Source organism: Arcobacter siniprincipis (SeqCode), from assembly GCF_048571125.1.
Taxonomy (GTDB): Bacteria; Campylobacterota; Campylobacteria; order Campylobacterales; family Arcobacteraceae; genus Arcobacter; species Arcobacter siniprincipis.
Genome location: NZ_CP182343.1, coordinates 2,380,209 through 2,396,845, shown reverse-complemented (window position 1 = coordinate 2,396,845; position 16,637 = coordinate 2,380,209). Strand labels below are relative to the sequence as shown.

Annotated in this window: 20 protein-coding genes; 19 read left to right on the top strand and 1 reads right to left on the bottom strand. The window is 28.6% G+C overall.

Annotated elements, in window-relative coordinates; genetic code table 11:
• The first annotated feature begins 18 nt into the window (after positions 1–18).
• Together fmt and ACNI3D_RS12160 are read left to right on the top strand one after the other, a co-directional pair.
• Entirely contained in the window at positions 19–939 is a 921-nt protein-coding gene (gene fmt / locus ACNI3D_RS12165) for a methionyl-tRNA formyltransferase (protein ID WP_419767191.1), read from the top strand.
• 42 nt (positions 940–981) lie between these two features.
• A complete protein-coding gene (locus ACNI3D_RS12160) occupies positions 982–2,367 on the top strand; it encodes an ATP-binding protein (RefSeq protein WP_419767190.1) in 1,386 nt (461 codons plus the stop codon).
• Here ACNI3D_RS12160 and ACNI3D_RS12155 read toward each other — a convergent pair.
• The gene (locus ACNI3D_RS12155) at positions 2,352–3,245 is read right to left on the bottom strand and encodes an AEC family transporter (protein ID WP_419767189.1); all 894 of its coding nucleotides are present in this window, start codon (positions 3,243–3,245) and stop codon (positions 2,352–2,354) included. The genes ACNI3D_RS12160 and ACNI3D_RS12155 overlap by 16 nt on opposite strands.
• A gap of 82 nt (positions 3,246–3,327) precedes the next feature.
• On the opposite strand from ACNI3D_RS12155, the gene ACNI3D_RS12150 reads away from it, so the two are divergent.
• The 17 genes from ACNI3D_RS12150 to ACNI3D_RS12070 all read left to right on the top strand — a co-directional run bounded on the left by ACNI3D_RS12150 (position 3,328) and on the right by ACNI3D_RS12070 (position 16,625).
• Positions 3,328–3,963, top strand: a complete 636-nt coding sequence (locus ACNI3D_RS12150; protein WP_419767188.1) for a biotin--[acetyl-CoA-carboxylase] ligase — start codon at positions 3,328–3,330, stop codon at positions 3,961–3,963.
• Positions 3,963–4,739, top strand: a complete 777-nt coding sequence (locus ACNI3D_RS12145) for a ParA family protein (RefSeq protein WP_129101597.1) — start codon at positions 3,963–3,965, stop codon at positions 4,737–4,739. The genes ACNI3D_RS12150 and ACNI3D_RS12145 overlap by 1 nt, the downstream gene beginning before the upstream one ends.
• Before the next feature lie 3 nt (positions 4,740–4,742).
• On the top strand, positions 4,743–5,624 hold the full coding sequence (locus tag ACNI3D_RS12140; RefSeq protein ID WP_129101563.1) for a ParB/RepB/Spo0J family partition protein: 882 nt from the start codon (positions 4,743–4,745) through the stop codon (positions 5,622–5,624).
• A gap of 103 nt (positions 5,625–5,727) precedes the next feature.
• Entirely contained in the window at positions 5,728–6,150 is a 423-nt protein-coding gene (locus ACNI3D_RS12135) for a F0F1 ATP synthase subunit B family protein (RefSeq protein ID WP_375724364.1), read from the top strand.
• A gap of 10 nt (positions 6,151–6,160) precedes the next feature.
• On the top strand, positions 6,161–6,673 hold the full coding sequence (locus tag ACNI3D_RS12130; protein WP_375724363.1) for a F0F1 ATP synthase subunit B: 513 nt from the start codon (positions 6,161–6,163) through the stop codon (positions 6,671–6,673).
• Entirely contained in the window at positions 6,673–7,203 is a 531-nt protein-coding gene (locus tag ACNI3D_RS12125; protein ID WP_375724362.1) for a F0F1 ATP synthase subunit delta, read from the top strand. The genes ACNI3D_RS12130 and ACNI3D_RS12125 overlap by 1 nt, the downstream gene beginning before the upstream one ends.
• Before the next feature lie 21 nt (positions 7,204–7,224).
• Positions 7,225–8,742: a F0F1 ATP synthase subunit alpha gene (gene atpA, locus ACNI3D_RS12120; protein WP_375724361.1), complete on the top strand. Its 1,518-nt coding sequence runs from the start codon at positions 7,225–7,227 to the stop codon at positions 8,740–8,742.
• Positions 8,743–8,752: 10 nt separating this feature from the next.
• Positions 8,753–9,637, top strand: coding sequence for an ATP synthase F1 subunit gamma (gene atpG / locus ACNI3D_RS12115; RefSeq protein ID WP_375724360.1), 885 nt, complete (start codon positions 8,753–8,755; stop codon positions 9,635–9,637).
• Positions 9,638–9,655: 18 nt separating this feature from the next.
• Complete coding sequence (gene atpD / locus ACNI3D_RS12110; RefSeq protein WP_419767187.1) at positions 9,656–11,050, top strand: F0F1 ATP synthase subunit beta; 1,395 nt, start codon at positions 9,656–9,658, stop codon at positions 11,048–11,050.
• Between the two features lie 17 nt (positions 11,051–11,067).
• Positions 11,068–11,445: an ATP synthase F1 subunit epsilon gene (gene atpC / locus ACNI3D_RS12105; RefSeq protein ID WP_013136137.1), complete on the top strand. Its 378-nt coding sequence runs from the start codon at positions 11,068–11,070 to the stop codon at positions 11,443–11,445.
• A 5-nt stretch (positions 11,446–11,450) separates the two neighbouring features.
• Positions 11,451–12,011: a MotA/TolQ/ExbB proton channel family protein gene (locus ACNI3D_RS12100; protein ID WP_129101556.1), complete on the top strand. Its 561-nt coding sequence runs from the start codon at positions 11,451–11,453 to the stop codon at positions 12,009–12,011.
• 5 nt (positions 12,012–12,016) lie between these two features.
• A complete protein-coding gene (locus ACNI3D_RS12095) occupies positions 12,017–12,406 on the top strand; it encodes an ExbD/TolR family protein (protein ID WP_129101555.1) in 390 nt (129 codons plus the stop codon).
• A gap of 2 nt (positions 12,407–12,408) precedes the next feature.
• Positions 12,409–13,149 carry a TonB C-terminal domain-containing protein gene (locus ACNI3D_RS12090; RefSeq protein ID WP_129101554.1) on the top strand — a complete coding sequence of 247 codons (741 nt, stop codon included), beginning with the start codon at positions 12,409–12,411 and terminating at the stop codon, positions 13,147–13,149.
• A 5-nt stretch (positions 13,150–13,154) separates the two neighbouring features.
• Complete coding sequence (gene tolB, locus ACNI3D_RS12085) at positions 13,155–14,423, top strand: Tol-Pal system protein TolB (RefSeq protein ID WP_419767186.1); 1,269 nt, start codon at positions 13,155–13,157, stop codon at positions 14,421–14,423.
• Between the two features lie 70 nt (positions 14,424–14,493).
• On the top strand, positions 14,494–15,036 hold the full coding sequence (locus ACNI3D_RS12080; RefSeq protein ID WP_129101552.1) for an OmpA family protein: 543 nt from the start codon (positions 14,494–14,496) through the stop codon (positions 15,034–15,036).
• Between the two features lie 3 nt (positions 15,037–15,039).
• Positions 15,040–16,035, top strand: a complete 996-nt coding sequence (locus ACNI3D_RS12075) for a tetratricopeptide repeat protein (RefSeq protein ID WP_419767185.1) — start codon at positions 15,040–15,042, stop codon at positions 16,033–16,035.
• Positions 16,036–16,049: 14 nt separating this feature from the next.
• Positions 16,050–16,625, top strand: a complete 576-nt coding sequence (locus ACNI3D_RS12070; RefSeq protein WP_129101550.1) for an FKBP-type peptidyl-prolyl cis-trans isomerase — start codon at positions 16,050–16,052, stop codon at positions 16,623–16,625.
• Positions 16,626–16,637: the final 12 nt, after the last annotated feature.

Here is a 16,637-nt window from a genome sequence, read left to right as displayed (position 1 = left end):
TAGTTAAAAAGGATTAAGATGGGTAAAAAAGTACTATTTATGGGAACACCAGATTATGCTACAAAAATCTTTGAAGAGATTTTAAATAGTTCTTATGAAATAGTAGGGCTTTTTACTCAACCAGATAAACCTATTGGTAGAAAGCAAGTTATAACTGCTCCTCATATTAAACAATTTTGCATAGATAATAATTTAAATATTTCCATTTATCAACCTGAAAAATTAAGAAATAATCAAGATGCAAAACAACAAATAGAAGCCTTAAATCCAGATTTTATAATAGTTGCTGCTTATGGACAGATTTTACCAAAAGAGATTTTAGATATTGCTCCATGTATTAATTTACATGCTTCATTATTACCAAAGTATAGAGGAGCAAGTCCTATACAAGAATCACTTTTAAATGGAGATACTTATACAGGTGTAACTTCTATGTTAATGGCAGAGGGACTTGATAGTGGTGATATCTTGGGATTGAAATATTTTAAAATCCCCAAAACTATGGAAGTAGCAGAACTATTTTCCAAACTCTCGCAATTAGCTTCTAAACTTACAATTGAGACTTTAGACAATTTTGAAAGAATAAGTCCAAAAGTTCAAAATGAGAGAAATGTAAGTTATTGTAAAAAGATAAAAAAAGAGCATGGAGAAGTGAGTTTTGAAAATGCAGAAGCTCTTTATAAAAAATACAAAGCTTATTCTTACTGGCCTGGAGTTTATTTAAAATCAGGGCTTAAATTAAAGAAAATTTCTCTTGTAGAAAAAAAATCTTTAAATAATGCAGGTGAAATATTAGCTATTGAAGATGATGGTATAATCATTGCTTGTCAAAAAGGTAGTTTGAAAATTGCTGTATTACAGGCACCTTCAAAAAAAGAAGTTAAATCAATTGAGTATATTCGAGGTCAAAGAATTTCTATAGGGAGTCTTTTAACTTAATTTATTATATCATTACTTATATTTTTAATAGAAGTAATAATTATGAAAAAAAATAAAAATCATTACAATATTTACGACTTGAAACTTTTCAAAATAGATGATTTTGATATTTTATTACACAAAATATTAAAGCAAGTAAGAGAGATAATAAATGCAGAAGCAGGAACAATCTATACAGTAGATAATAATACTTTGTGTTTTAATGTTTTTCAAAATGATTCCATGACTTATGAAGAAATTTTTCTTCAATACAAAAAATTAAAAGATGTAAAACTTCCCCTTGATCCAAATTCTAAATATCTTGCCGTTGATTCTTTCTTAAGTGAGAAAATTATAATTGTAAATGATGTTTATAAAACAAAAAGATATGAGTTTTTGGGGGTTAAAGAATATGATAATCAAAATAATTACAAAACACACTCAATATTAACAGCACCCATTATTCATCCAATTGAAAATAAAAAATTAGGGGTGATCCAACTAATAAATAAACTTGAAAAAGATGATAATTTTGATTTTAATGAAAAAGACAAAGATACTTTAGCTATGGCAAGTTCTTTGATTGCTTTGTCAATTTGCCAAGCTCATGATGATTTTATTAGATTAAAAGAGTTAAACAACGAACTTAAAATTGCAAATGAAAAATTGACAAAAAAAGTTGAATATGAAATAAGTGAAAATGAGAAAAAATCAGCAATAATCTTCCATCAATCAAAATTAGCATCAATGGGGGAAATGATTGGTAATATTGCCCATCAATGGAGACAGCCCCTGAGTGGCATTAGTACTCTAGCTAGTGCACTTAGTTTTAATTTTGAATTGAATAATGCTGATAAAAATCAAACCATTGATACTTTGGATAAGATAGTAGATACGACTAGGTATCTCTCTGATACGATTGATGATTTTAGAAATTTTTATAAAATTGATAAGTATGAAAAGCTTTTTAATCTCGCAAAAAATTTGCAACAAAGTGTAGCTATAATTGATGCTACTTTATCAGAATATGAAATTGAAGTAGTGTTTAATTTAGATGAGAAAATTAATTATTTTGGATTAGAAAATGAATTAAAACAAGCTACTTTAAATATCTTACAAAATGCAAAAGATGCTTTTCATATTAATATAAATCAAAATAATAAAAATAGGTTTATTTTTATTACTTTGGAAAAAATTGATGATTTAATATCAATAAAAATAAAAGACAATGCAGGTGGAATAAAAGAAAATATTCTAGAAAAAATATTTAAAAAAGATTTTACAACAAAAGATGAACACAAAGGTACAGGTATAGGTTTGTACATGACAAAGGTTATTATTGAAAAAAGCTTTAGTGGTAAAATAAAAGCTGAAAATTCTACCTTTGAATATAAAGGTATTCAATGCAAAGGAGCTTTATTTAAAATAGACTTTCAAGCTAAGAAATAATAAAAACTTGTTACACTTAATAATGAAAGTAAAACACCTATTACTAATGCATTTACAGCTAATCTTTCATCTAACCCACCTTGAATGGCTAAAATTACAGCCATAGTCATTGGTGGCATTGCAACTTCTAATATTGTAACCTTACCCCAAATGTCATCTAGATTATAAAATATTGAAAATCCTATCATCACAAGTATTGGCATTAAAAGCATTTTTATACCAAGTAGTAAACTAACAGTTTTAAATTTGTAGAAAATATTTTTTACTTCTAATTTCATCCCAATAGCAATCATGGCTACAGGTACAACTGTTGCACCTATTGCACTTGCTGTATTCATTACAAAAGTAGGAACAGTAAAAAATTTTAAAATAACAGTAACAAAAAACATAATTATAGGTGGAAAAAATAATACTTTTCTAGTCATGGCTTTAAATCTTATAAGTTCACCACTTCCCCAGTTTACAATAACTGATCCTAATGAAACAACTAATAAAAAAGAACCAAATAAATCATATATAAGTGCATATACAACATAATCTTGCCCATAAAAAGCATCAATATATGAAAATCCTACAAAAGAAGTATTTCCAAAAGTTCCAACAGCCATAAAAGTTGCTAAGGTTTTTTTCTCAAATTTTAGAAATTTACCAACAAAATATGTTAAAACTAGATTTACTAAAATTATTGTATTAAACATAAATATCATATTTAAAAATTTAAAATCTAAAGTAAGTGGATAGATTTTTATAAAAACCATTGCTGGAAGTGAAAAATATATGACAAAATCAACTAAAGCTTGTGAATTATCTTTTATAAAAATTTTAAAAAAATATCCTATCATTAAATATAAAGCAATTGGTAAAACTGGATCTAACATTATCTCTCCAAATTAAAAAGTAAATATTATATATATAAGTTCATTAATATGAACTTGTAGATTAATTTAGTACAATGCATTTATGGAAATTAGATATTTAGAAAGTGTTGATTCTACACACACATATTTAAAAGAATATATAAAGAATAATGGGTTTTCCAATAGTTTATGTTTTTATACCCAAGAACAAACTGCAGGAATAGGTAGTCGAGGTAATTCATGGGTAGGTACAAAAGGAAATTTATTTTTTTCTTTTGTACTTAAACAATATGATTTGCCAAATGATTTAGAAATACAAAGTGCATCAATTTATTTTTCCTTTGTTTTAAAAAATATATTAAAACAACTTGGTTCAGAAGTTTGGCTTAAATGGCCCAATGATTTTTACATTAATAATTATAAAATTGGAGGAACTATAACTTCAGTTTCTAATGGTTTAGTCTATTGTGGAATAGGACTAAATTTAAATAATGTTAATAGTGAGTTCTTAAAACTAGATATACAAATAAATATAAAAGAATTATTTAAATTATATTTCCAAAATATTGAAAAAAAGATTTTATGGGAGGATATTTTAAAAGAATATGTGATAGAATTCGAAAGAAGTAAAAATTTACACGCAACAATTAACAATGAAAAAATACCCTTAATCAATGCACAGTTAAATAGTGATGGTTCGATAAATATTAATAATAAAAAGGTTTTTAGTCTAAGATGATGGCAGAAGTAATAACAATAGCAAATCAAAAAGGTGGAGTTGGAAAGACAACTACAGCTGTGAATTTAAGTGCAGCTTTGGCCTTACAAGGGAAGAAAGTATTATTAATAGATGCAGATCCACAAGCAAATGCAACTACAAGTTTAGGGTTTCACAGAGATACCTATGAATATAATATTTATCATGTTATGCTTGGAACAAAAGAATTAAATGAGATTATACTAGACTCAGAAATTGATAATTTAAAAGTAGCCCCTTCAAATATCGGTTTAGTTGGTATTGAAAGAGAATTCTATAAAAATACAAAAGATAGGGAATTGATTTTAAAAAGAAAAATTGATCCTATTAAAAAAGATTTTGATTATATTATTATTGATTCACCTCCAGCACTAGGACCAATTACAATTAATACACTAAGTGCCTCTAATTCTGTTTTAATACCAATTCAATGTGAGTTTTTTGCCCTTGAAGGTTTAGCACAATTACTTAATACAATAAAATTAGTAAAACAAACTATTAATAGACAATTACAAATAAGAGGATTCCTTCCTACTATGTATAGTGCACAAAATAACCTTGCAAAACAAGTATTTGCAGACCTTGCACAACATTTTGAAAGTAAATTATTTAAAATTGATGGTAGTTCATATGTAGTAATACCAAGAAATATTAAATTAGCAGAAAGCCCAAGTTTTGGAAAACCAATTATGCTTTATGATGCGGCAGCAATTGGAACAAAAGCTTATACAAATTTAGCAAAAGCAATAGCAGGATAAAAAATGGCAAAAGCAGCATTAGGTAGAGGTTTAGGTGAACTATTAGGTGAAGTAGAATCGGCTTATGAAAGTAATAACAATTCTTCTTCTAAAGAAAAGGGTATGGATATTTATTTAGATGTAAATAGTATCAAACCAAATCCTGCACAACCTAGAAAAATATTTGATGAAGATAAATTAAAAGAATTAAGTGATTCTATTAAGGAACATGGACTTATTCAAGCTATTAGTGTAATTGAATCATCTGAATATGGTGAATATATATTAATTGCTGGTGAGAGAAGATTAAGAGCTCATAAATTAGCTAATATTGATAAAATTAAAGCAAATATTTTAGATATTGATAGTGATAAATTAAGAGAAATAGCATTAATAGAAAATATTCAAAGAGATGACTTAAATGTAATTGAATTAGCATATTCATATGCGCAACTTATAAATGAACACTCTTTAACACATGAAGAATTGTCTGTAAAAGTTTTTAAAAGTAGGACATCTATAACAAATACATTAAGACTTTTACAATTATCTTCTTATGTTCAACAAATGCTAGCTAATGACAAAATAACAGCAGGTCATGCAAAAATAATGGTAGGACTTGATGAAGAGACACAAAGAAAAGTTACTGATAGTATCATTGGACAAAAATTGTCTGTAAGAGAAACAGAACTACTAATAAAAGATATTAAGAAACCTGAAACAACTTCAACTAAAAAAATTAAATCATCACCTAAAAATTATGATTTAAAACCGTTAAGTAGTGTAGTTGATGAACTGTCAAAAAATAATTTAAAAGTTAAGTTAGAAAAAAATTGCTTTAAGATAGAAATCAAATCTCAAGAGGATATTGAAAAGATATCTAATTACTTTCGTAACACTTTATAAAATTTATCTAACAATTTGACCCATTTAATAAAATTTTATATAATATTTCGCTAAAATTTATAAGTTTTAGTCAAACTAAACTGTAAAAAATATGGAGGAATGAATGTTAGACATAAGTCCTGTATTGTTGCTTAGCTCTGGTATTATTTTCTTATTAGTACTTGCCAGACTAAACAGTTGTCTATTTACGCCTCTACTAAAGCATATGGATGAAAGAGCAAAATCTATCAAAAGTGATTTAGAGAATGCAAAGTCAAATACTGCTGATGTAGATGGGATGCTAGCTGAAGCAAATGATATTATTGCAAAAGCTAAAAAAGAAGCTGCTGTAATTAGAGAAGAAGCTTTTAATGAAGCTAAAAAAGTTGCTGATTCTAAATTAGAACTTGCAAAATCAGATATTGAAACAAAATATTCTGATTTTAAAGTTTCTTTAGATAAAGATTCAAAAGCTTTAAAAGATTCATTAATCGCGGCAATGCCTCAATTTAATGAGAGCTTAAAAGCTAAGTTAAGCTCAATATAAGGGAGAAGAAGTGAACAAATTATTATTAACTTTATTAGCTTTAGCTCCTGTAGCGTTATTTGCTAATAGTAATGGTGCGGAAACTGATATAATTCAAAGAACCGTTAACTTTGTAATCTTTGCTGGAATTTTATGGTATTTATTAGCCGATAAAATTAAAGCTTTTTTTGCAAATAGAACTTTAGAAATTCAATCTGAATTAGATAAAGTACAAGATACTTTAAAAGCTTCACAATCAAAAATTGATGAAGCAGCAGTAAAACTAGAGCAAGCTAAAAAATTAGCTGCAGAAACTGTTGAACTTGCGAAATCAGAAGTTGGTGCATTAAAACAAAAAGTTGCAGATGCAGTTGACCATGATATTGCTCAATTAAACAGAAATTTCGATGAAAAAATAGAAGTTGAAACTAAAAAAGTGCAAAGACAAGTTGTTGAAGAAATTCTAGAAGAGCTACTTAAATCTGAAAATATTGCATTATCGCAAGATGAATTAGCAAGTATTATACTTAAGAAGGTGGCGTAATGAATGATTTAATTGCAAAAAGATATGTTAAAGCACTATTAGATGGTAAAGATTTAGCTACTGCAACTTCAATTTGTAATGAATTAAGTGAAATTTCAAAAGCATTTGCTGATGATAAGTTTATCTCTATCATATCTTCAATTGAAGTAAAAGAATCTCAAAAAACAGATTTAATAATCTCGTTGATTGATAATATTTCTGATACTACAAAGAATTTAATAAAATTGTTAGGTAGTAAAAAAAGATTAGAAATTATTCCATTTATACTTGCAGAATTAAAAGCTAATATTGCAGTAATGGAAAATTCTTATGAAGGTGTTGTTTATACTAACAATGCATTATCTGATCAATATATTAACTCTATTGCAGAGCAATTTAGTAAGAAATTTGATGTTAAATTATCTTTAACTCAAAATGTATGTGATTATGATGGTATTAAAGTTGATATTGATGGACTTGGCGTTGAGATTAGCTTCTCAAAAGATAGACTTAAATCACAAATGATAAATCATATTTTAAAAGCAGTTTAGAACTTATAAAGGAGAAATTGAATGGGTGCAAAAATTCAAGCTGATGAAATCAGTTCGATCATCAAAGAAAGAATTGATAACTTTGAATTAAATGTAGATGTAAATGAGACTGGTAAAATTATCTCTTATGCAGATGGTATTGCTCAAGTTTACGGTCTTAAGAACGTTATGGCTGGTGAGATTGTAGAATTTGAAAACGGCGAAAGAGGGCTAGCTTCTAACCTTGAAGAAGCTTCTGTTGGTGTTGTTGTTTTAGGTTCTGGGAATGGATTAAGAGAAGGTTCTTCTTGTAAAAGAGTTGGAAAACTATTAGAAACACCAGTTGGTGAAGCTATGGTTGGAAGAGTTGTTAATGCATTAGGTGAACCAATTGATGGAAAAGGGACTATTGAATCAACTGAAACAAGATTTGTTGAAGAAAAAGCTCCTGGAATCATGGCTAGAAAATCAGTTCATGAACCATTACAAACAGGTATTAAAGCAATTGATGCACTTGTTCCAATTGGAAGAGGGCAAAGAGAGCTTATTATTGGAGATAGACAAACTGGTAAAACAACTGTTGCTATTGATACAATCCTTAACCAAAAAGGTGAAAATGTAATTTGTATTTATGTTGCAATTGGTCAAAAATCATCTTCAGTAGCTTCTGTTGTTAGAACATTAGAAGAATCTGGTGCAATGGAATATACAATTGTTGTTAATGCTTCAGCTGCAGATTCAGCTACATTACAATTCTTAGCTCCATATACTGGTGTTACAATTGGTGAGTACTTTAGAGATAATGGTAAACATGCATTAATCGTTTATGATGATTTATCAAAACATGCAGTTGCATATAGAGAGATGTCATTAATCTTAAGAAGACCTCCAGGTCGAGAAGCTTATCCAGGGGATGTATTTTATCTGCACTCAAGACTACTTGAGAGAGCTGCTAAAATGTCAGATGAAAGAGGAGCTGGTTCAATGACAGCTTTACCTATTATCGAAACACAAGCAGGAGATGTTGCAGCATATATTCCTACAAATGTTATTTCTATTACAGATGGTCAAATCTTCTTAGAAACTAACCTTTTCAACTCAGGAATTAGACCTGCAATTAATGTGGGACTTTCTGTATCAAGAGTTGGTGGAGCAGCACAAATTAAAGCTACTAAGCAAGTTGCTGGTACTTTAAAATTATCACTTGCACAATATAGAGAACTTGAAGCATTTGCTCAATTCGCATCTGATCTTGATGAAAGTACAAGAAGAGAACTTGAACTTGGTCAAAGAATGGTAGAAGTATTAAAACAAGGTGTTAATAAACCTTTAGTTATTGAAAAACAAGTTGTTATTATTTATGCTGGAACTAAAGGATATTTAAACGATATCGCAGTTTCTGACGTTGTTAGATTTGAAGATGAATTACATGCATTTATTGAGCAAAAATATTCAAATATTTTAGATGAAATTAAATCTAAGAAAAAATTAGACGAAGATACTGAAGATAATTTAAAATCTGCGTTAGAAGAGTTTAAAACTGTTTTTAGTGCAAAATAAGGATTAGTCAATGGCTAACTTAAAAGAGATTAAATTAAAAATTGGTAGTGTTAAAAATACTCAGAAGACTACAAAAGCTATGAAGCTTGTATCTTCTGCAAAACTTACGCGTACTAGACAATTGTCTGATCAAGCTAAAAGTTATGCAGAAAAGATTAATCAAGTTCTTTCTGAGATTGCACACAGAGTTGGCAAAGTTCAAGATGATGGAATGCACAATAGAGCATTTATTCAAAATGAAAGTCCAAAAACAGTAGATATTGTTTTTGTTACTGCTGACAAAGGTCTTTGTGGTGGATTCAACATGGCTACGATTAAAGCTGTAATGCACATGATGAATGAATACAGAGCAAAAGGTGTAACTGTAAGATTAAGAGTTGCTGGAAGAAAAGGTGTTGATTACTTTACTTTCCAAGGTGAAACATTGACTCAAAAAGTTAGCGATTTATCTTCTACTCCTGATTATAATAGAGCTTCTGATTTTATTCAAGAAGTTGTAACTGATTTTCAAAATGGAGTTACTGATAAAGTAGTTTTAATATATAATGGATTCCTTAATATGTTAACTCAAGAGTTAAAAATTAAAGAGATCTTACCAATTAGTTTTGAAAATGTTGAATTAAAAGAAGAGTCATCTATGCTTAATATTGAGCCAGATGATGATGAAGAAGTGTTAAATGAACTAACTGAGAAATACATTCAATTTAATATGTATTACTCTTTACTTGATTCTTTAGCTGCTGAACATAGTGCAAGAATGCAAGCTATGGAAGCTGCAACTAAGAATGCAAAAGAAAAAGTTGATAGTTTAACAGTTGAGTACAATAAAGCTAGACAAGCTGCGATTACAACAGAGCTGATAGAAATTATCAGTGGTGTTGAAGCATTAAAATAATTTAAAGGAGCTGCCCGTATGAAAGGTAAAATTGTTCAGGTAATGGGTCCGGTAGTTGACGTAGAGTTCGACGGATACTTACCAGAAATTAATGAAGCAATTCAAGTTACATTAACTGACGCTAAGGCTGATAGATTAATACTAGAAGTTGCTGCACATATTGGTGATAGTAGAGTTAGAACTATTGCTATGGATATGACAGATGGATTAACAAGAGGACAAGAGTGTATTGCACAAGGTGGACCTATTCAAGTTCCAGTTGGTGAAGCAGTATTAGGAAGAATTTTCAATGTAATTGGTGATCCAGTTGATGAAGGTGAAGCAATTCCAGAAGAGACTCCAAGATGGTCTATTCATAGAGCTGCACCAACTTTTGAAGAACAATCTACAAAAACAGAAATGTTTGAAACAGGTATCAAAGTAGTTGACCTTTTAGCACCATATTCAAAAGGTGGTAAAGTTGGACTATTCGGTGGTGCTGGTGTTGGTAAAACAGTTATTATTATGGAATTAATTCATAATGTTGCATTTAAACATTCAGGATACTCTGTATTTGCAGGTGTTGGTGAAAGAACAAGAGAAGGAAATGACCTTTATCATGAGATGAAAGATTCTAACGTACTTGATAAAGTTGCTTTATGTTATGGTCAAATGTCTGAGCCTCCAGGTGCAAGAAATAGAATTGCATTAACAGGTCTTACTATGGCTGAGTACTTTAGAGATGAAAAAGGTCTTGATGTACTTATGTTCGTTGATAATATCTTTAGATTTGCACAATCAGGTTCTGAAATGTCAGCACTTTTAGGAAGAATTCCATCTGCTGTTGGATATCAACCTACACTTGCATCTGAAATGGGTAAATTACAAGAAAGAATTACTTCTACTGCTAAAGGTTCAATTACTTCTGTTCAAGCAGTATATGTACCAGCGGATGACTTAACAGATCCAGCTCCAGCTTCTGTTTTTGCTCACTTAGATGCAACTACAGTTCTTAACAGAAAAATTGCTGAAAAAGGTATTTACCCAGCAGTTGATCCATTGGATTCAAGTTCAAGAATTTTAAGTGCAGATATCTTAGGACAAGAACATTATAACACTGCTAGAGGTGTTCAATCAGTATTACAAAAATACAAAGATTTACAAGATATTATTGCAATTCTTGGTATGGATGAATTATCTGAAGAAGATAAACTAGTAGTTTCTAGAGCAAGAAAAATTGAGAGATTTTTATCTCAACCATTCTTCGTTGCAGAAGTATTTACAGGAAGTCCAGGTAAATATGTAGAGTTAAAAGATACGATTGCTGGTTTCCAAGGTATCTTAGACGGTAAATATGATAGTATTCCAGAAATGGCATTCTATATGGTTGGTGGAATTGACGAAGTTCTTGCCAAAGCTGAGAAAATGAAATAAACCATTAAGGTAAATTTATGGATACACTAAAATTATCAATAGTTACACCAAATGGACCAATATTTAATGGTGACGTTAAAACTGTAACTCTTCCTGGAAAAGAGGGAGAGTTTGGAGTATTACCAGGTCACTCATCATTGGTATCTTCATTAACAGTTGGTGTGATTGTAATTGAAAAAGAGAATACAACTGAGGCAGTAGCAATTAACTGGGGTCACGTTAATGTTAGTGAGACTTCAGTTGATGTTTTAGCTGACGGTGCTGTAGCACTTACTCAGGGTGGAGACTCTGATATTGCTAAAGCTATTGATGCTGCTAAAGAACTTGTTAATTCAGTTTCTGATGCTAATGTATCAATTGCATCTGTTGAAGCAAAAATCAATTCATTTAGTTAAGCAAAATGATTGATATAATTTTAAATTATTTTACAAATAGTAGCGCTATTACACTTGTTGTATTAGCTCTACTATCTGTTTATTTTGTTTTGATTTTTTGGCTTTTTATATATAAAAATAGTCAACTCTCTGGACTAATTACTAATGAAAAAAAGTCTTTAGAAACACTTACTTCTAGAGATTCAATCTTAAGTCCACTGTCTGGTTTAAGTAGATGTGCTAAAACATCTAAATCAAAACCCTTATTACATGCTTGTGAAATTTCAATTATTAAAGATGCCAGTGAAGGTTTATCTTGGTTATCTATAGTATCTTCAACTTCCCCATTTATTGGTTTATTTGGTACTGTTGTTGGAATTTTAGAGTCATTTGCAAAATTTTCAACTCAATCAAAAGTTGGATTTTCAATTATTGCACCTGCTATTTCAGAAGCATTAGTTGCAACTGCGGGTGGAATTTTCGTAGCAATTTTTGCTTATACATTTCATCAAATATTGACTAGAAAAGTTTATGAATTAAATACCTATTTAAAGGCTCAATCTGAAATTTTGATTGCTAAGGCATAAAAAATATGTATGATTATAATCAAAAGCCTGATTTAAATATTACTCCTATGGTAGATATAATGTTAGTATTACTAGCAATTTTAATGATTACTGCTCCTGTTATAGAGTTTGAAGAACCAGTAAATCTACCCAACGGTAGTAAATCTAGACAACTACAAGATGTAAAAAAAATCTCTATTTTAATTACTAAAGATAGAGAAATTATTATTGGAAAAAATAAATATGAATTAAAGAATTTTGCAGATAGTTTTATTCTTTATTCAAATAATAAAAATAAAGATACACCTATTCATATTAGAGCAGATAAAAGTTTAATTTATGATGATGTTATTTTTGTGTTAAAAACAGTCAAAGAAGCTGGTTTTTTCAAAGTTTCTTTAATCACTGATGGATAATCATGTTTTTTTCAAATTCTATTTCAAAGCAAAATAGTCTTTTAATTGCTTTACTTACATACTTTATTATAATATTTCTGTTTTTTCTTTATTTAAAAACTTCTGATGTCAAAAAATTTGATGCTTTTAATAAAACAACTACAATTGAACTTAGTATTTTACTAGATAAAGATAGTAAGATTATAAATAAAGAGTCTCATAAAGAGAAGAGTAAAACAATTGATAAAGTTGTTGAAAAGTCAAAATCAATAAGTGCCAAACAACAAAATAGCGTAAAATCTCTTTTTGCAAATGTAAAAGATACAAGTGATAATGTTATTGATGATAGTGTTAATAATGTTGTTAAATCTGAAGTAGCAAGTAGATTTAAAGCAAAATTTGAGAAAGAAAGAAAAAGTGAAAAGCTATCAGTATCTACTTTATTAAATAATGTTAAATCAAAAGCCTCAGTAATGCCAAGTAATGAATCAAAAAATTCTATTGATCCTTACTACTCTAAAATTTATGAATTATTAGCTAAAAGATGGAATCCAAGTTTAATTGGAGATGACTTATTTGCAAAAGTACTAGTAATTATTACAAATGATGGTAAATTTGATTTTAGATTTTTAAAATATTCTGGAAATGAGTTTTTTGATAAATCTTTAACCTCTTTTTTAAATGAACAAGTTAATATTACATACCCAGAACATGATAAAGGTTCTGAAGTAAAAATCGAAGTAATATTTAAATCAGAAAGGTAATAATTATGAAAAAAACATTTTTTTTATTAACATTAATATGTATTAATTTATTTGCAGTTGATGCATCTATGGAGATTATTAAAAAATCTGATAATTTGCCAAAAATAGAAATATCAATAGCAAGTGATACTGTTAATGTTGAATATATAAATAAAATAAAAAAATTATTGATTCAAGATTTATTAGTTAGTGGTCATTTTGAAGCAATGTCTAGTAATGAAAAAATAAGTTTTTCATCTAACCCAAATATGTTAGGTCTTAAGAATAGAGGGGTTGATTTATTTTTGAATCTATCAATTAGAGAGAGTAGTTTTGGTGGATTAAATTTAAACATTAAACTTTTTGATAATAATCTAATGCAATTAATTTTAGAAAAAACTATCTCTTCTTCTCAATTGGAAAGATTCCCTTTTGTAGCACATAGAGCAGCTATTGTTATTAATAAACATTTAAATGCACCATCAATTGATTGGATGGATAAGTTTGTTATTTTTTCTGTATATAAAGATGCAAAAGAAGCTAACATTGTAATTGGTGATTATACTTTGACTTTTCAAAAAACGATTATAAAAGGTGGATTAAATATTTTCCCTAAGTGGGCTAATGACAAACAAGATAGTTTTTATTATACTACTTATAGAGGATCTTCACCACAACTTATAAAATACAATTTATACAATAGAAAAGTTGATTATATAATGAAATCAGAGGGTATGATAGTTTGTTCAGATGTAAATAAAGATGGTTCAAAACTTTTAATTACAGCCTCTCCTGAAGGTCAACCTGATATATATTTGTATGACACAAAAAACAAAAGAAAAGAAAGATTGACAACTTATAAGGGTATTGATGTTGGAGCTCACTTTGCAGAAAATGACTCAAAAATAGTTTTTGTATCTGATAGATTAAATCATCCCAATATATTTGCAAAGAAAATTAATGGCAGAGGAGTTGAGCGATTAGTATACCATGGTAGAAATAACTCTTCAGCTACAACTTTTGATAATTATGTAGTTTATAGTAGTAGAGAAACACAAAGTGAGTTTACTGATAATACATTCAATTTATATTTGATTTCATTGAAAAGTGATTTTATTCGAAGATTAACAACTAATGGTATAAATCAATTTCCAAAATTTTCAAATGATGGTGAATCTGTTTTATTTATAAAAAATTACCAAAATAAAAGTAATGTTGGTATTATTAGATTAAATTACAATAAATCATTTTTATTTCCGTTAACTAGTGGTAAATTACAATCAATAGATTGGTAAAATGTCATTATATAATAATGAGTTAAGTTTGGTTTGAGTAGAATTTAACAATTCACAATAAGGATAATTAATGAAAAAATATGGTTTATTAGCTTTTATAGCAGCTACATTACTATTTACAGGGTGTAGTCAGAAAACAGTTGAAATGGAAAATACAACTCCAACTCCAACAAATTCAGAGTCTAGTTTAAATACAGTTGAAACTACTGATAACAGTGGCATGACTGCTGATAATATGACTACTGATGGTAAAGGTAACTATTTTGTAGTTAATGGGAAAAAAGTATTTGTTGAATCAATATACTTTGGATTTGATAAATTTAAATTAACTGAAGATCAAAGAAAAGTTGCTTCAGAAAATGCTTCAAAACTAAAAGGTTTAGAAGGAAGTGTTAAAGTTGAAGGTAACTGTGATGAATGGGGAACAGATGAATATAATTATGCTTTAGGTTTAAAAAGAGCAAAAGTTGTAAAAGATGCATTAGTTTCTGATGGAATTGCTTCAAATTCTATTTCAATTGTAAGTTTTGGAGAAAGTAACCCTGTTTGTTCAGAAAAAAACAAAGAGTGCTGGTCTAAAAATAGAAGAGCAGAATATAAGCCACTTCCATAATATATGAACAAATTTTTTATAATTATTTTATTAACTAGCACATTAACATATGCCGAAGAGGTATCTGTTTTTGGTGCTGGTAATTTGGATTCTGCAAATCCATATGGACTAACAAAAACAGAAAAGCGTATTTTAAAGAATAAAAATGAGTTAGGTTCAATCGATACAAAAGTAAAAACAGTGAATACAACTGTTAATACATTAAGTGAGAGAATTGATGGCTTAGAATCAATTTATGAAGGTGATTCACAAAAATTAAATAACGTTGTTTTAACATTAAATAAACTTTTAAATGATTTTGAAACAAATCAAAATCTTACAGATAAAAATACTGAAGATATAAAAGAATTAAAAAAATCTATAGATCAATTAAATATTTTACAAAAAAATATTTCTGACGAAAATACAAAAAATTTAAAGAATTTAAAACAAGCTGTTGAAAAATTAACTGATAAAATAAATAAAATTGATTCTAATTATTTATCTGAAAAAGATTATAAAAAAAATATGGATCAGTTTGTAACTATAAAAGAATTTGAAGCATTGAAAAAAAGCTTAAATATTAAAAGTACTAAAAAAACTCAATCCAATGTAAGTGTAAAAAGTAATAATTCGGAAAAGATAAGCTCTACGGAAGATAATGCTTCTATTTTAGATGAAGCAAAGAGACTTTTTAAAATTGACTATTTTACAAATGCAATTCCAATGTTTGAAGGATTGATTGCTGCCAATTATAAGCCAGCTGAATCTAACTATTATTTGGGAGAAATTTGGTATTATAGAAAAGATTATGATAAAGCAATATCATATTTTAAAAAATCTGCTTTGTTATATGATAAGGCTGATTGGATGCCTTCATTATTGCTTCATAGTGCAATATCATTTGAAAAGACTGGTGATTTTAAAAATGCTGCTTCTTTTTATGAGACTTTGATGACAAATTATCCAGAGTCAAAAGAAGCAAAAAGTGCAGATAAAAATCTATCAAAATTAAATTAAAAAAAAGGAAAAACATGTCAAAAGTTATAGGTATAGAATATACATTAAAAGATGCTAATACAGGAGATCATTTAGATTCAAATGTTGGTGCAGCACCATTAGAATTTGTATCAGGGAAAGGTCAAATAATCCCAGGATTAGAGTCAAAATTAATTGAAATGAATGTAAGTGAAGAAGCTGATGTTTTAGTTGAACCAAAAGATGCTTATGGTGAATTAAACCCTGAAGCTGTTCAAACATTGCCAAAAGAGCAATTCGCAGGAATTGAGTTAAAAGAAGGTATGAGTCTTTATGGTACTGGTGAGCAAGGTGAAACTGTTCAAGTTACAGTTACAGGTTTTAATGATAATGAAGTAACAATTGATTATAACCATCCAATGGCTGGAAAAACATTAATGTTTTCAGTAGCTATTTTAAGCTCAAGAGCTGCAACTGAAGAAGAGATCCAAACAGGTGTTGTTGGTGGAATGGCTGCTATGGGTGGCGGTTGTTGTGGTGGTGGAAGCCATGATCATGGTTCATCTGAAGGTGGTTGTTGTTCAAGTGAACCTAAACAAGAATCTCATGGTGGTTGTGGTTGTAGTCACTAATACTAATTATAT

Coding starts and splice junctions, on each gene's coding strand:
- fmt (WP_419767191.1), top strand. CDS start 19: ATGGGTAAAAAAGTACTATTTATGGGAACACCAGATTATGCTACAAAA.
- ACNI3D_RS12160 (WP_419767190.1), top strand. CDS start 982: ATGAAAAAAAATAAAAATCATTACAATATTTACGACTTGAAACTTTTC.
- ACNI3D_RS12155 (WP_419767189.1), bottom strand. CDS start 3,245: ATGTTAGATCCAGTTTTACCAATTGCTTTATATTTAATGATAGGATAT.
- ACNI3D_RS12150 (WP_419767188.1), top strand. CDS start 3,328: ATGGAAATTAGATATTTAGAAAGTGTTGATTCTACACACACATATTTA.
- ACNI3D_RS12145 (WP_129101597.1), top strand. CDS start 3,963: ATGGCAGAAGTAATAACAATAGCAAATCAAAAAGGTGGAGTTGGAAAG.
- ACNI3D_RS12140 (WP_129101563.1), top strand. CDS start 4,743: ATGGCAAAAGCAGCATTAGGTAGAGGTTTAGGTGAACTATTAGGTGAA.
- ACNI3D_RS12135 (WP_375724364.1), top strand. CDS start 5,728: ATGTTAGACATAAGTCCTGTATTGTTGCTTAGCTCTGGTATTATTTTC.
- ACNI3D_RS12125 (WP_375724362.1), top strand. CDS start 6,673: ATGAATGATTTAATTGCAAAAAGATATGTTAAAGCACTATTAGATGGT.
- atpA (WP_375724361.1), top strand. CDS start 7,225: ATGGGTGCAAAAATTCAAGCTGATGAAATCAGTTCGATCATCAAAGAA.
- atpG (WP_375724360.1), top strand. CDS start 8,753: ATGGCTAACTTAAAAGAGATTAAATTAAAAATTGGTAGTGTTAAAAAT.
- atpD (WP_419767187.1), top strand. CDS start 9,656: ATGAAAGGTAAAATTGTTCAGGTAATGGGTCCGGTAGTTGACGTAGAG.
- atpC (WP_013136137.1), top strand. CDS start 11,068: ATGGATACACTAAAATTATCAATAGTTACACCAAATGGACCAATATTT.
- ACNI3D_RS12100 (WP_129101556.1), top strand. CDS start 11,451: ATGATTGATATAATTTTAAATTATTTTACAAATAGTAGCGCTATTACA.
- ACNI3D_RS12095 (WP_129101555.1), top strand. CDS start 12,017: ATGTATGATTATAATCAAAAGCCTGATTTAAATATTACTCCTATGGTA.
- ACNI3D_RS12090 (WP_129101554.1), top strand. CDS start 12,409: ATGTTTTTTTCAAATTCTATTTCAAAGCAAAATAGTCTTTTAATTGCT.
- tolB (WP_419767186.1), top strand. CDS start 13,155: ATGAAAAAAACATTTTTTTTATTAACATTAATATGTATTAATTTATTT.
- ACNI3D_RS12080 (WP_129101552.1), top strand. CDS start 14,494: ATGAAAAAATATGGTTTATTAGCTTTTATAGCAGCTACATTACTATTT.
- ACNI3D_RS12075 (WP_419767185.1), top strand. CDS start 15,040: ATGAACAAATTTTTTATAATTATTTTATTAACTAGCACATTAACATAT.
- ACNI3D_RS12070 (WP_129101550.1), top strand. CDS start 16,050: ATGTCAAAAGTTATAGGTATAGAATATACATTAAAAGATGCTAATACA.